The organism is Moorella mulderi DSM 14980 (genome assembly GCF_001594015.1).
Taxonomy (GTDB): Bacteria; Bacillota; DSM-521; order Neomoorellales; family Neomoorellaceae; genus Neomoorella; species Neomoorella mulderi.
This window is the reverse complement of record NZ_LTBC01000020.1, coordinates 17,893-31,151: the sequence shown is the minus strand read 5'-3', so window position 1 is coordinate 31,151 and position 13,259 is coordinate 17,893. Positions and strand designations below refer to the sequence as shown.

Annotated in this window: 18 protein-coding genes and 1 pseudogene; 14 read left to right on the top strand and 5 right to left on the bottom strand. The window is 55.6% G+C overall.

Annotated elements, in window-relative coordinates; genetic code table 11:
- Positions 1 to 425, top strand: a 425-nt coding sequence (locus tag MOMUL_RS14210) for an IS66 family transposase (RefSeq protein ID WP_153018429.1), incomplete at its 5' end; no start/stop codon positions are given.
- Positions 426 to 680: 255 nt separating this feature from the next.
- Here MOMUL_RS14210 and MOMUL_RS14205 read toward each other — a convergent pair.
- Complete coding sequence (locus tag MOMUL_RS14205) at positions 681 to 1,262, bottom strand: DUF6036 family nucleotidyltransferase (protein WP_062285913.1); 582 nt, start codon at positions 1,260 to 1,262, stop codon at positions 681 to 683.
- The gene (locus MOMUL_RS14200) at positions 1,255 to 1,485 is read right to left on the bottom strand and encodes a hypothetical protein (protein WP_062285911.1); all 231 of its coding nucleotides are present in this window, start codon (positions 1,483 to 1,485) and stop codon (positions 1,255 to 1,257) included. The genes MOMUL_RS14205 and MOMUL_RS14200 overlap by 8 nt, the downstream gene beginning before the upstream one ends.
- 580 nt (positions 1,486 to 2,065) lie before the next feature.
- On the opposite strand from MOMUL_RS14200, the pseudogene MOMUL_RS17945 reads away from it, so the two are divergent.
- The 5 genes and pseudogenes from MOMUL_RS17945 to MOMUL_RS14175 all read left to right on the top strand — a co-directional run.
- Positions 2,066 to 2,636, top strand: a pseudogene (locus tag MOMUL_RS17945) (DUF2397 family protein); the annotation flags it as partial.
- Between the two features lie 95 nt (positions 2,637 to 2,731).
- Positions 2,732 to 3,007 carry a DUF2397 family protein gene (locus MOMUL_RS17940; protein ID WP_407937696.1) on the top strand — a complete coding sequence of 92 codons (276 nt, stop codon included), beginning with the start codon at positions 2,732 to 2,734 and terminating at the stop codon, positions 3,005 to 3,007.
- A 210-nt stretch (positions 3,008 to 3,217) separates the two neighbouring features.
- Positions 3,218 to 4,177 carry an RpnC/YadD family protein gene (locus MOMUL_RS14185; RefSeq protein ID WP_062285905.1) on the top strand — a complete coding sequence of 320 codons (960 nt, stop codon included), beginning with the start codon at positions 3,218 to 3,220 and terminating at the stop codon, positions 4,175 to 4,177.
- 110 nt (positions 4,178 to 4,287) lie between these two features.
- The gene (locus MOMUL_RS14180; RefSeq protein ID WP_062285903.1) at positions 4,288 to 5,064 is read left to right on the top strand and encodes an Hsp20/alpha crystallin family protein; all 777 of its coding nucleotides are present in this window, start codon (positions 4,288 to 4,290) and stop codon (positions 5,062 to 5,064) included.
- Positions 5,065 to 5,125: 61 nt separating this feature from the next.
- Positions 5,126 to 5,590, top strand: a complete 465-nt coding sequence (locus tag MOMUL_RS14175) for an Hsp20/alpha crystallin family protein (protein WP_062285901.1) — start codon at positions 5,126 to 5,128, stop codon at positions 5,588 to 5,590.
- Between the two features lie 58 nt (positions 5,591 to 5,648).
- On the opposite strand, the gene MOMUL_RS14170 is transcribed toward MOMUL_RS14175, so the two are convergent.
- Positions 5,649 to 5,843, bottom strand: coding sequence for a hypothetical protein (locus MOMUL_RS14170; RefSeq protein ID WP_062285897.1), 195 nt, complete (start codon positions 5,841 to 5,843; stop codon positions 5,649 to 5,651).
- Positions 5,844 to 5,914: 71 nt separating this feature from the next.
- Entirely contained in the window at positions 5,915 to 6,769 is an 855-nt protein-coding gene (locus tag MOMUL_RS14165) for an SDH family Clp fold serine proteinase (RefSeq protein WP_269085221.1), read from the bottom strand.
- A gap of 341 nt (positions 6,770 to 7,110) precedes the next feature.
- Here MOMUL_RS14165 and MOMUL_RS14160 point away from each other — a divergent pair, with 341 nt between their 5' ends.
- Positions 7,111 to 7,356, top strand: a complete 246-nt coding sequence (locus tag MOMUL_RS14160) for an AbrB/MazE/SpoVT family DNA-binding domain-containing protein (protein WP_062285892.1) — start codon at positions 7,111 to 7,113, stop codon at positions 7,354 to 7,356.
- Positions 7,357 to 7,361: 5 nt separating this feature from the next.
- Positions 7,362 to 7,808 carry a type II toxin-antitoxin system VapC family toxin gene (locus tag MOMUL_RS14155; protein ID WP_062285890.1) on the top strand — a complete coding sequence of 149 codons (447 nt, stop codon included), beginning with the start codon at positions 7,362 to 7,364 and terminating at the stop codon, positions 7,806 to 7,808.
- On the opposite strand, the gene MOMUL_RS14150 is transcribed toward MOMUL_RS14155, so the two are convergent.
- The gene (locus tag MOMUL_RS14150; RefSeq protein ID WP_084785682.1) at positions 7,805 to 8,272 is read right to left on the bottom strand and encodes a 2-thiouracil desulfurase family protein; all 468 of its coding nucleotides are present in this window, start codon (positions 8,270 to 8,272) and stop codon (positions 7,805 to 7,807) included. The genes MOMUL_RS14155 and MOMUL_RS14150 overlap by 4 nt on opposite strands.
- A gap of 48 nt (positions 8,273 to 8,320) precedes the next feature.
- Here MOMUL_RS14150 and rnhA point away from each other — a divergent pair, with 48 nt between their 5' ends.
- The 6 genes from rnhA to dnaG all read left to right on the top strand — a co-directional run bounded on the left by rnhA (position 8,321) and on the right by dnaG (position 13,257).
- Positions 8,321 to 8,776, top strand: coding sequence for a ribonuclease HI (rnhA, locus tag MOMUL_RS14145; RefSeq protein ID WP_062285889.1), 456 nt, complete (start codon positions 8,321 to 8,323; stop codon positions 8,774 to 8,776).
- 124 nt (positions 8,777 to 8,900) lie between these two features.
- The gene (gene rd / locus MOMUL_RS14140) at positions 8,901 to 9,059 is read left to right on the top strand and encodes a rubredoxin (RefSeq protein ID WP_062285888.1); all 159 of its coding nucleotides are present in this window, start codon (positions 8,901 to 8,903) and stop codon (positions 9,057 to 9,059) included.
- Between the two features lie 63 nt (positions 9,060 to 9,122).
- On the top strand, positions 9,123 to 9,728 hold the full coding sequence (locus tag MOMUL_RS14135) for a flavodoxin family protein (RefSeq protein WP_062285887.1): 606 nt from the start codon (positions 9,123 to 9,125) through the stop codon (positions 9,726 to 9,728).
- A 12-nt stretch (positions 9,729 to 9,740) separates the two neighbouring features.
- Complete coding sequence (locus tag MOMUL_RS14130; protein ID WP_062285886.1) at positions 9,741 to 10,730, top strand: deoxyguanosinetriphosphate triphosphohydrolase; 990 nt, start codon at positions 9,741 to 9,743, stop codon at positions 10,728 to 10,730.
- A gap of 176 nt (positions 10,731 to 10,906) precedes the next feature.
- A complete protein-coding gene (locus MOMUL_RS16755) occupies positions 10,907 to 11,083 on the top strand; it encodes a hypothetical protein (protein WP_161485030.1) in 177 nt (58 codons plus the stop codon).
- A gap of 353 nt (positions 11,084 to 11,436) precedes the next feature.
- The gene (dnaG, locus tag MOMUL_RS14120; RefSeq protein ID WP_062285884.1) at positions 11,437 to 13,257 is read left to right on the top strand and encodes a DNA primase; all 1,821 of its coding nucleotides are present in this window, start codon (positions 11,437 to 11,439) and stop codon (positions 13,255 to 13,257) included.
- Positions 13,258 to 13,259 lie beyond the last annotated feature (2 nt).

Below are 13,259 nucleotides of genomic sequence, written 5' to 3'. Positions count from 1 at the left end.
AGGTGCGCAGCCGGCCCGTGCTGGACGCCTTTTTGGCGTGGCTTAAAAACCAAAAAGCCCGGGTACTGCCCAAAAGTTCCTTTGGGCAGGCGATTTACTATTGCCTGGGCCAGTGGGATAAACTCGTCGCCTTCTTGCAAGACGGGCGTCTGGAACTCGACAACAACCGCAGCGAGCGCTCGATCAAGCCGTTCGTCATCGGCCGTAAGAACTGGTTATTTGCCAACACCCAGCGTGGTGCTAAAGCCAGCGCCATTACCTACAGCATCATAGAAACGGCCAAGGAAAACGGGTTAAATTCCTTCCACTATCTCATTTACCTCTTCGAAAAACTTCCCAACCTGGACCTCCAGGACAAAAATGCCCTGGATCAACTCCTGCCGTGGTCGGAAACTTTGCCTCCTATTTGCCGGATGAATAATTAAGCTTGTTTTAGCCCCCACCTCAGATGCAAAGGTGGGGGTTATTTTACGCTTACGCTCCTTAGGGGTTTTTGCCAGGGTATCCGGGAACAAACAGCACGGATTAACTGGCATCAATTACTGGTAGTTTCATGTAATGCCAATAAAAATTCGGCTGGAGACAGTATACAAGGTGGGGGTTATTTTACGCTTACATTTATACGGCCACCGCGCAGCCGGGCTTGAAGAACAAAGTCCGGGCACCTGGAATTTTCAACCTCACGTTAACTTCAGATATCCTTTACTCTGCTTAACAGCCTCTTTTAAAACGTCATCAAGCTGTTCTTTACTGGCGGCTTGTCTAAGATACTCCATATCTATCTCCTCTCTATGGAGCGCCAGCAATTTAGCCGCCCACTGGGTATCGGCAGGACTCTTCCAGAATTTGGCTGCCGCCAACCGGTCAATTATCAGGTCTTCAACCCCGATTATATAAACCTCCAGGCCGCTTATTTCCACTGTGGTCAACTTATCTAAAGAACCGGCCAGGTATTCATCGGGTATTTCCAGCGCCAGGTCCAGTTCTTCGTGGTACCAGTGCCGCTCCCCGGGCCGGCGCAAAAACCCCATTTCTGCAAGAATAGCCTTGGCCTGCTCCCTGCCGTTGATGACCAGGTCTATATCTTTAGTTGCATATCCCCCTAGGGTGTAAAATTCCAGTGCTCTCCCGCCTACCAGGATGGGTTTTATACCCATGGGTTTAAGGGCTGTCGTTAGAACAGCAAGTACCCCCAGGGATTTTTTCAAAGGGTCTTTTTCTTGCTTTAAATGTTCGAGCATTATTGTTAAATCTCTATCCATTCCACCGGTACCTCCGGGGGCCGATTTTTTCGATGCGTCCACTCGTCAGGGCCTCCTGCCAGCGTTTCCAGTCCAGTAAGAATAGAACTTTATCTTCTTCAAGGTCCCGGGATTTACGCGAAAGCAGGGCGTTATCTTTTTGTCCTGCAGCCCAGCGGGTATAAAGATGTAATGATTTTTTGCGTAATTGTTCCATATACTGGTCGTAATCTACGGTTCGCATTTATCTCATTCCTTAAGCGGGCGTTCTGAAAACTATTATAACCCATTTTGGAAAAATACAACAAGGGACTTCTTCATTAATGTCATTACTTCTAACCTCATCAGCACCTTAAACTCAAGAGCTAATGAACCTCCAAATATGATTAGGTGAAAGTAGGGAGGATATCTGTCTCTTGCGTTGCCGCTTTAAGTAGATGCTAGGAAATTTTTCTTTAAGATAACAGATATTTACCGGAGCGTTTTAACCAGGATAGAGGTGGCTATGTGAGCAATTTACCTCATATAACCGGCCCGGAATTAATACGTGCATTGCAACGTTTAGGTTTTTGGCACCCTAACTGCTATTCTTCGCACCGCAAAAATAACCGTTGAGGAACTGCGTAAGTATATATAACAAACCGCATTGATAATCTACTTCCTTACAGGTTACCATCGTCAATCTGGAAGAGCCGCCACCAGCGAACGTTGGAAAATAAGAAAGAGGGATCCCTTTGGCTGTCGAACAGGCTACTTCCCTGCTGAAAGCTATACCGGAGACCAGCTACCTGACGGCCCAGAATGTGGGCCGTTATCGCTGTATTATGCGTTTCTTTTACCTCCAGCACCAGCGCCTGCGCTACTGGCTGCGGCCGGAAGATGTGCGGTCGCGCCTGTACGGTGGAGGAGTACCTGCGCAAGCGCTTTCGCTACCAAATGACCCCCTACGCCGTAGAAATCGAGCGCCTGGTCCTGGGCCTGGAAAAGGTCCGCGGCTATGGGGGCTCCCTGGAGCCATCCCTTTTTGAAACCATCGAGGCCGCCCTGCGGGAACTTCACCGGCGGCAGGGCGTTTTCCAGCCCGGTGAGGCCGAAGCCCTCTGGGAGGAACTCTACGGTACCTTTGTACGCCTCACGGAAAACGCCTCCGACTATATCGCCAGCCTGCAGAGCGCCAGGGCCGAGGAACTGATGGCCACCGAGGCCTTCTTAACCGGCTACCTGCAGAGCTTTGTCCAGGGGCTGCAGCGCCATGCCTTTAAGATTGAAGGTTTAATCCCGGCCCTGGCGCCGCAGGTGGTGGCCGCTTTCCTGGACGCGGTAACGACCGATATCGGCCGGCGGCCCCAGCTGAACGAGCCCTTTGACGCTGCGGCCGTCAGGGAGCGCCTGGAGGGTGAATGGCAGAGCCTGGTGCACTGGTTTGTCGGCACCCCGGCGGAGGCCAGCGACGTCCTTAACAGGCCACCAAGGATACCATTGCCCGCCTGGTGCGTAACGCCCTGCAGATCCAGGAAAAGAGGCATTCCGGCGTCAGCCGGCGCCGGGAACTGGATTACCTGGGCCGCTGGTTCTTCAGCCTGGATACAATTGAAGAAGCCCATTGCCTGGCGGCTTACGCCTTCGGCCTTTACCACACCCGCCATTTCCAGGGCAGTGATGCCATTGATACCGATAACCCCGATGTCTCCATGTGGGAGGTAGGGCCCAACCGCCAGCACCTGCGTTCCCGTAGCCGCCGGCGGTGGCACGAGGGCGGCCCGTAAACCCGGTTAATATGGTAATTTCGGTATTACGGGTCACCCGACATACGGGTGAATCAGACCTTCAAGGCCGCGAGGTTTAGGGGAAGATTTACTCATGGCAACCGGGATGCCGGGGAAGCTTTTGTTTTCCCTGGTCCCAATTTTTTAGTGAGTTCCAGCCCACGATATGTTATAATTTTATTCCAGAGAATACTTCCGAGGAGAAACCCTATGCAGGTAATTGATCGCAGCATCAAGGTTCTGGCCCGGCAATATCCAGAAACTTTTATCAAACTTGTTTTAGGTAAAGACACCGGCTGGGAATATCAAACCCTGGAAAACCCGGAAATCAATATCCCGGAGAAAAGGCTCGATTTTGTCTACGAAATAGAGCAAAACGACAACAAGTACCTCCTGCACCTGGAATTCCAGTTACGCCATGAAAAAGAAGTGCCTGGACGCATTTTTAAATACAGCGCCTATTTGACCGAGAGTTACGGCCTGCCGGTGATCCCGGTAGTCATTTACCTCGAGAAAAGGAATTATCGCCGGCTACCTGATGCCTACATAGTCGAGGTTAACAATAAAGTAGTCAGCAGCTTTACCTATCAGGTAATCAAACTGTGGGATTATGAGCAGGATATAGCCGGTGGTAAACTTAAAGAACTGGCTCCTTTGCTGGTCTTACTAAAAGATAATAGAGACGTAGCTCTTCTTGAGTATACCAGGAAACTGATACTTGAGGAAAAAGACATCAAACGGCGAGCCGACAGCCTGTCGGTAGCCATATCAGTCGCGGAACGTTATTTTGACAGGGAAATTTTGCTCAATATCTTCCGGGAGGAATTTAAAATGCTACTTAAGGAATCCAGCTTTGTCCAGGAATGGTATAATGAAGGCTTACAAAAAGGCCTCAGGGATGGCATGGAAAAAGGTTTAGAAGAAGGACTAGAAAAAGGACTGGAAAAAGGACTGGAAAAAGGGCTGGAAAAAGGACTGGAAAAGGGCAGGATTGAGGCATTAAGGGATAGTATCCTTGAGGTCCTGGAAGAACGTTTTGGCGTCCTGCGATCTGGTATTGGCAAGAAGCTGGAGGAAATAGATGATTCGGCCGCACTGAAGTCATTATTCAAGATGAGCCTCAAGGTAAATTCCCTGGAGGAATTTGAAAAAATTCTTGATCAGGTTTAAGGTTTAGATGATGGCAGCCCGCCTGTTTGCCAGGCGGGCTTACATATTTCCCGGCCGGGAAGGTCATAATATTCCCCGGATGGAAGCAGGGCCAAACGGGAGGTAATCACTTGTACATCAACAACATCAATCCTGGCCTGGGAATGGGGATGCAGGGCGGTTTTGGCGGTTTTTCCGGCTTCCCTGGCAGCGCGGTTATCAATTACAGCTTTGTGCCCACGGCATCGGGCTGGCGGGCCGGGGCCGGAACCGGCTATCCGGCCGTGAGCCTTAGCTACAACCCGGCCCTGGGCTGGCATACGGACATCCAGGCCGGGCCGTTTTCCGGCATGGGGCAGTACTGGGGCGGTTTCGGGCAACCCGTGATCAGCGGCTTGAACCTGCCCCTGGCCTCAGGCCAGCCCGGTGGGTTCCTGGGTGGGATAAGCCCTATGGCTATGGGTATGGCTCACCCCCTGAGTACCGGTTTTCCCGGCCTCATGGGCGGTATTAACCCTGTATCCATGGGTATGGCCCAGCCCATGACCACCGGTTTTTCCGGGATGATGGGTGGCATGCCCGTGTCCAGCACTATTGCCCCGACCACCGGAATGATCCAGCCTCGCATCGAGCTGGCCGAAACCAACAGCGACGTTGTGGTCACTGCGGAACTGCCCAATATCAATCCCAACAACCTGCAGCTTACTGTAACCGACGATTCTTTAAGCATTTCCGCCCTGGCAATTTCCGGTGGCATGACCACCAGCCTGCACCGGACCGTTGCCCTGCCGTGCTCGGTGCGGGCGGAGCATGTCGATGCCACCTACAGCAACGGCATCCTGGAAGCCCGCCTGCCGAAATCGGACCTCACTGCCCGGCGGCGGGTCAAGGTGAACGTAACCGGTTAGTAAAGCTTAAGTCAAATCCAGGCCTGCTTCCATCCCAATCTTACTCTCGAGGTGAATTAAAATGCTCCAGCCGCAGAACTGGTCTGTACCGGCAATGATGCCGCCCGGGTGGATGGCTACCCCGGCTGATGGGTTTGTACCGCCAGTTGATGTCCTGGAAAGCAATAATGACCTGATCTACATATTTGCTATCCCCGGAGCCCGGCCAGAAAATGTCCGGGTAGAGGTCCGCCAGCAGGCCCTGGAGATTGAAGGCAACGCTTCTCTGCCTGATGGCGGCCAGTACGTCTACCGTTACCAGGAGTGGCCGGCAGGGAGGTTTTACCGCTTCCTGCCCCTGCCACCGGAAATAGACGCCGAAAAGGCGGCAGCCAGTTTTAACCAGGGCCTTCTGACGGTACGTTTTCCCAAAACAGCCCGCGGCAGGCAGATAGCCATTAATGTGCAGGCACCGGTGCAGCAGCAGGGGCAGGAGAATACAGCAGGCAATCAACCAGGTTCCCCGGGGCGTACCCATTTAATTTAAGGTGCGCGGGGATATCACTGTCAGAAGATACGGAGGCGGCAATGCGGCAGCAGCTGGTCTAAAAAGGCCAGCTGCTGCTGTTTTCCTGGTCGTCCCGGATGACCAGGTAGCTACCGCTGACAGGAGCCCCGAAGGTAGCCGGGTAACCTGAGGAGGTCGTCAGGGCGCGGTAGGGATTGCGGGCCGGGATGACCCGGATATTAGGCCGGGCCCGGTTGGGCTCCGGCACGTTAAAACCATCCAGCCTGTTCATACGCTTCTTGCTTCATCCTTTCCATATTATTTACAGTAACCCCCTCACCTCACCTACCGCACTACGAAGCATCAAATCAACTGGCGCCAGCCCTGGCGGGTAAAGGTGACGTTAACCGGCGGGGCGCCTTCCCGGGGCTGGCTTTCCCTGGTTATGGTGCCGTTAAAGACGAAGGCATCCAGGCAGGGAATACTTTCAATAATGCCGCCGGTAGCCTCAAATTCCACCGAGTATTCCTGGGGTTTTAAGAGGGCGGCCGGGTTAAAGGGTTCCAGGAGCTTTAAATCAGCTTCATAGTCGAGGTAGAGCTGCCACATGAGGTCTTCCAGCCTGTCTGAGGGGGCGGTAACATGGAGCCTGATGTCCTGCACGGCCTCCCGCCGGGAAATCATGTGGTTGTGGGCATAGAGCCTTTGCGTCAGGTTCTTGATGATATCTTCAACGCGACCCTGCTCCTCACCCGGCATGTGCAGCTCCAGCAGCTTCCTGGCCAGGGAACGAATCAGGGCGTAGTTGCGGTGCACATTACCCAGGGCCAGGGGGTGAACTTTGTCCACCAGGCGGTTAAACACCCCGGCCAGGCTCCCTTCACTTTCCAGGCCGGCAATCTCCCGGGCCAGGGAAAGGTAGGCCATGACATCTTCCACGCTGACCGGCAGGCGGGCCACCGGGTTATGGGGGTCCTCCGGGTTAAAAGCATTGGCCACACTGGGGTCGATAGGCCCCAGCTCACCCAGGGGACCCATGACGATTTCATTGGCCCCCAGGCAAAGGAGGGTACCGGCACTGGCAGCGCGAAAGGGCACCAGGACACTTAGGTATTGGGTAAATTCTCGTAGCAGGTTCACCAGGCGCCAGGGGGTCAGGACATCCCCGCCGCGGGTATAAAGGAAGAGATCGAGCCTGGGCCGCGGCCCTAAAGCCAGGAGGTGGCGGTAAAAAACCCGGATAACATCGGGAGCTATGCGGGTGCCCAGGTTTTCCCGGTCGCCGGTAAAATAGCAGATAACAGCCGCCTGGCGTTCGGCTTCGATCTGTTCTAAAAGCGGCAGGCGCTCGGCCCTTCCGATGGGTATCGCCCTCCTATAGCGGGGTTAAAGATAGTATTTCCCGCCGGGAGATGAAAAACACCTTCTTGAAGCGGCTCGTAATGGGGTACCTTAGTAAGAATTTCAATCTAAGGGTAAAAGAAAAGACTTTCATTGTAGACATCTGCTAAGAAGAGAAGTAAAATTAGTATGACAATAAGATAAAAGGAGGCTTCATCATGTCGTTAGGGAAAATATCTACCCGGGGGCAGGTAGTTATACCCAAAAGTTTACGCAATAAACTGGGCTTAAAGCCAAATACTGTAATACTTTTTGAAGAAATGCAAGGGAAATTACTTTTAACCCCCATACCTGATGACCCTATCCAGGCTGCCAGGGGTATTCTGAAAACTACTAGAACTGCCGAGGAGTTAATGCGGGAATATCGCCGGGAAGAATTGAAACTAGAATCAAAGAAGGGGTAAGCCAGATGGGTGATCAGAAGACAAATCATATAAAAAACTATGTTCTAGATAGTTATGCCTTACTCTGCTATTTAAAAGATGAACACGGGGCTGAAATTGTGAAAGAATTGTTGTATGAAGCGAAAGATGGAACTGTTAATTTATATCTTTCCTGGATTAACCTCGGTGAAACTTATTATATTATCCAGCGTGAAAAGGGTAAAGAATTAGCTGCTGCCGCCGTGGATTTAATTATGGCCTGGCCGGTAAGATTAAGTGAGCCATCTGCAAAACAGGTGCTGGCTGCCGGTGATATAAAAGCTAAGTACCCGATATCGTATGCCGATGCCTTTGCTGTAAGCCTGGCCCGGGAACTTAACGCTTATCTTGTAAGCGGTGACCCCGAATTTGATGTCTTACCGGAAGAGGTGATTAAAATAAAACCTTTGCCCAGGAAAAAGGAAACCCATTAGCGTAAGAATACCTGGTAAATTTCCCCCTCACTTATTACCTTGAAACCGTGTTGCTGCAACAGGGCCGCCGTTACACCGGGGCCGGGGCGGGCAGTGCCGGTAAAGGTGCCATCATAGATTAATTTACTGCCGCAGGAGGGGCTTTTTTCTTTCAAAACCACCAGCTCGGCAGCGAACTCCCGGGCCTTAGCCAGGGTGGCCGTTGCACCGCGGAGGAAGGCAGCCGTCACATCCCGGCCCTCTTTATCCACCACCCGGGCCCTGCCGGCCAGGACATCATACCCATCGCCGCCCCGGATTTCCGCCGGCGGGCGGGGGATGGTTAAGCCCCCCAGGGCTTCCGGGCAGACAGGCACGGCCTTGCCCCGGCGCACCAGTTCGGCAATGGCCGGCACCAGGTTGTGGCCGCCGCTGTATTTACACTTCTCGCCTGCCAGGCAGGCGCTGACCAGCATCTTGGCCATTAAACATCACCCTTTATAAATTTTAACTGTATTTTTAGGAGTAGATCAATGAAAGAAGTAACCATCTACACCGACGGCGCCTGTTCCGGTAACCCCGGTCCCGGGGGCTGGGGTGCCATCCTGATCTACGGCGATAAACGTAAAGAGATTTCCGGGGCTGAGGCCCGGACCACCAACCAGCGCATGGAGATCACCGCGGCCATTGCCGCCCTGAAGGCTCTAAAGGAGCCCTGCCGGGTGCGCCTTTACAGCGACAGCGCCTATCTCGTCAACGCCTTTCGCCAGGGGTGGTTGGACCGCTGGCAGAAGAACGGCTGGCAGACGGCCAAAAAAGAACCGGTGGAAAACCAGGACCTGTGGCGGGAACTCCTGCAGCTTACCGCCCGCCACCGGGTGGAATGGTTGAAGGTCAAGGGCCACAGCGATAATGCTGAAAATAACCGCTGCGACGAGCTGGCCCGGGCCGCAATTGCCCGGCTGCTGAAGCAGGAATTTCCATCCTGATAGCGAATACTAATAGCTATACTTAGCCAGAAAACCATCAGATGGTCCCACACTTCTCGCCGGCGCGCCTGGCCGCGCCAGTTCCTGGCGGGCGTGATGATTTCTTATGAAAGGAGGGCTCTAAATGGGCAAATGGTCCTGTACAGCTTGCGGCTATGTCTATGACCCGGCGGAAGGCGACACGGCCGGCGGCATTGCCCCGGGGACGGCCTTTGTAGACCTGCCCGAGGACTGGGTCTGCCCTAACTGCGGCCTGGGCAAAGAAAACTTTGAACCCTTGTAGCCAGTTACGGGCGGCGCTGCCAGCGCCGCCTTTATATATAAACAAGCAAAGGGGAATCAAGCAATGTTAATAGTTGGAATCAACGGCAGCCCCAAAAAAGAAGGCAACACCGCCTTCCTGGTGCGGGAAGGGCTGGCGGCAGCCGCAGCCGCCGGGGCGGAGACGGCCCTAATCCATATAGCCGAGGCCCTGGCCGGCCAGAAAATCCCTTACTGTACCCAGTGCAGCAGCCCCTGCCAGGGGGCCTGTTCCCGCAACAACCGCCTGGGGGAAGCCTATGACCTCCTGCGGCGGGCCGACGGGATCCTCATAGGCAGCCCGGTTTACTTCGGCAGCGTCTCGGCCCAGCTCAAGGCCTTCTGGGATAAAAGCCGCATCTTACGCAAAGAAAAGGCTCTTTTAAACGTCGTCGGCGCCGGGGTTACCGTGGGCGGCAGCCGTTTTGGCGGCCAGGAAACGACCCTGAAGGCCCTTTTTGACATGATGCTCATCCAGGGCATGATGATTGTCGGCGACGGCTTTAGCGAGGCCGACTGCGGCCACCAGGGCAGCTGCGGCCAGGCCCCGGCCCACAGCGACGATTTTGCCGTTGCCAGGGTACGCCTTACGGGTAAGCGCCTGGCCGAGGTAGCGGCGGCCACCACAACCTTACGCCAGCACCGCGGCTAGGGAGGTGAGGGTATGCTCCTGCGGGTAGAAGCTGAAAAGCGGGAAGAAGCCATTTTGAGCCCCCTGGCGAGTTTAAGCAGCCGTACCAGGGGCCGTCAAGTACCGGAGGAGCCCTGCCCCATTCGTACCGAATACCAGCGTGACCGCGACCGGATTATCCACTGCAAAGCCTTCCGGCGCCTGAAGCATAAAACCCAGGTTTTTATCGCCCCGGAAGGGGACCATTACCGTACCCGCCTGACCCACACCCTGGAGGTAGCCCAGATCAGCCGCACCATTGCCCGGGCCCTGCGCCTCAATGAAGACCTGGCCGAGGCCATTGCCCTGGGCCACGACCTGGGCCATACCCCCTTCGGCCACTCCGGGGAGGAAGCCTTAAACGAAGTGGTGCCGGGGGGGTTTAAGCACAACCTGCAGAGCCTGCGGGTGGTAGAAGTCCTGGAAGGCGGCCGCGGTCTTAACCTCACTTGGGAAGTCCGGGACGGCATTGCCCACCATACCGGCCCGGTCAAACCCCAGACCCTGGAAGGCCAGATTATCTGTTATGCCGACCGCATTGCCTACATCAACCATGATATTGACGACGCCCTGCGGGCCGGCATCATCACCCAGGAGCAGCTCCCGGCTGATTGTTTAAAAATCCTGGGCCTTACCCACCGCCAGCGCATTGATACCATGGTGACGGATATAATCCGTTACAGCTGGGAGCAGGGTCGCATTGCCATGAGCCCGGCGGTCCAGCAGGCCACGGATAACTTACGCGAGTTTCTTTTTAAAAATGTCTATATCGGCTCCCCGGCCAAGGTGGAGGAAGGCAAGGCCAAGAATCTCTTAAAACAACTCTACTTTTACTACCTGGAGCACCCGGAAGCACTGCCCGCACCCGTCCATCCGGGTGATGACCTGGCCCGGCGGGCCTGCGACTATATTGCCGGCATGACCGACCGTTATGCCATCCTGCAGTATACCCGGCTCTTTGTCCCTACGGGTTTTCCTTCCTGAATATGGGGAACTGCCGCGCCGGCGAAATTCTATACCCTACCCTCGTGGGCTGGCCGTCCCCGGGCATAAAAAATGGGAAGGCGCCGGGAATCTCTTCGCTCGTCAGGCTATCCGCGCGGTGACGAAGCGGCGGCAGGATTCCCTTCACCTTCCGGGATGTATTTTAACCCTTCAATGTGAATTTTATACTGGGAGGGAACCGGCCACATCCGGCCCGGGTCAGGGCTTCAGCACTTCAAGGCCACCTGGCCCGTGCCCGGCAAAATAAAGCAGGGCGCGTGCCGGTGGCCGGCTGCCATGAAGCGCCCCGGCACGCGCCGCTGCCGGCCGCTTACTGCCGGGTTTTAAAATAGGGTTGGAAGACGGCCAGGATAACCCCCCGGTAAAAGGCATAGAGGGCACTGCCGCCAGTGAGGGCGATTAAAATAAAAGCCACGGTCTTACCCACTTTTCCACCTCCCGCCAATCTCATATTGCGCCGGCTCTTAAGTTTATGCCGGCTGGCGAGGCGTTCCCGCCACCGGTGCTGCTTCAAGGCTCAGTTTACCGCCTGCCGCCCGGCACTATGCAGCGCGGCGGAGGTATAATCTGGTAAAGCGGGACAAATAATAGGAAAAAGCGAAAATAAGGCTCAAAAAAGAGGATATTTCATTCTGATAGCGAATTGTATTAGCACACCGGGTTCGGGGGGGGGGGGGTGGTGTCCATGACAACCGCCTTCAGCCAGGAAGTGATCGATGAGGTAAAGGACAGGGTAGACATCGTCGAAATCATCGGCAGCTATGTCAGGCTAAAAAGGAGCGGCCGCAATTACGTCGGTCTTTGCCCTTTTCATAAAGAAAAGACACCCTCCTTCACCGTCAGCCCTGATAAGCAGATGTTTTACTGTTTTGGCTGCGGTGCGGGCGGCGATGTCTTCGCTTTCTTGATGAAGCAAGATGGCCTCAGCTTTCCCGAAGCAGTAAAAACCCTGGCCGCCAGGGTGGGGATCGACCTGGCCGGCGCCGGCGAATCGCCGGCTGCCAGGCGCGAGCGGGAATGGAAAGAACGCCTTTACCAGCTGGGGGCAATAGCTGCCAGCTTTTATTATCGCCTTCTCATGCGTCACCCGGTGGCAGCCCCGGCCCGCTTATATCTCCAGCGGCGGGGGGTGAAGGGAGAAACGGCGCGGCTCTTCGAACTGGGTTATGCCCCGGATACGGGGACGGCCCTGGTAGATTACCTGCGGCGCCAGGGTTTCACACCCTGGGAGATTGACCAGGCAGGCCTGAGCGCCTCCCGGCCGCCCCGGGGGACGGCCGACCGCTTCCGAGGGCGGCTCATGTTTCCCATCAAAGACAGCCGCGGCCGGGTCATAGGCTTTGGCGGCCGAATCTTAAGTGAGGGGCAGCCCAAGTATTTAAATTCCCCCGAGACAGCTTTATTTCACAAGGGCCGGCACCTCTACGGCCTGCACCTGGCCCTGCCGGGTATTCGCCGGAAAGGCCAGGCCATCCTCGTCGAAGGGTATATGGATATGATCGCCGCCTGGCAGCATGGTATTGATAATGTGGTCGCCTCCCTGGGCACGGCCTTAACCACGGAGCAGGCCCGGGAGCTGAAAAAGTACGCCCGGGAAGTAATCATCGCCTACGACGCTGATACCGCGGGGGAAGCCGCCACCTTGAGGGGCCTGGACATCCTGGCCGCGGCCGGCCTCCAGGTCCGCGTCCTGCAGTTACCGGCAGGCAAGGACCCCGATGAATTTTTAGCCGCCCGGGGAACAGCGGCCTTCCAGGAGCTAGTAAAAGAAAGCCAGGGCCTGATGGAATTTCGCATCAATAAAGCCGTAGCCGAACACGACCCCACCCGGCCCCTGGGCCGGAAAGCCATTATGGCCGCCGTTCTCCCCTACCTCCAACAAGTAAAGGATGCCGTCGAGCAGGAAGCCTATATCCGGCTTTTGAGCCGCCGTACGGGAATATCCGAGGCAGCCATCCTGAGAGCGCTGCACCAGGCTCCGGCCGGGCCGGGGAGGACAGGGGGAGCCATAGAAAAGGCAGGAAAGAAGGAAGGCCCGTCGCAGGGAGAACGGGCCGGGAACCAGGGGGAGCTGTTTTTACTCCAGGCTTATTTAACCAGCCCCCGGCTGGCCGCCACCATTGACGGCGAACTGGGAGAAGACTGGGGGGAGAGCCCGGCGACCCGGAGCCTTGCTGCCTTTGTCCGGGAAAAGCGCCGGGAAGAACCGGAACTGGCCGGCCCGGACCTGGCCCGGGTTTTAACCGGCCGGGGGGTACCGGAATGGGACGCCCTTATTGCCCGGCTCACCCTGGCCGGCGGCCTGGGGCCCGTCCAGGAGCGGGCCGTCAAGAAAGCAATCATCCTCTACAAGCTCCTGCAGCTGCAAAAACAGGAGAGGGAAATAAGAATCGCCCTGGCCCGGGCGGAAAGCAGCGGCGCCACCGGCCGGGTCCAGGAACTCCAGGAGCAAATCTTTCACCTGCAGCAAACGATCAAAGCGATAAAATCCGGAAGGGGGGAGTAGCG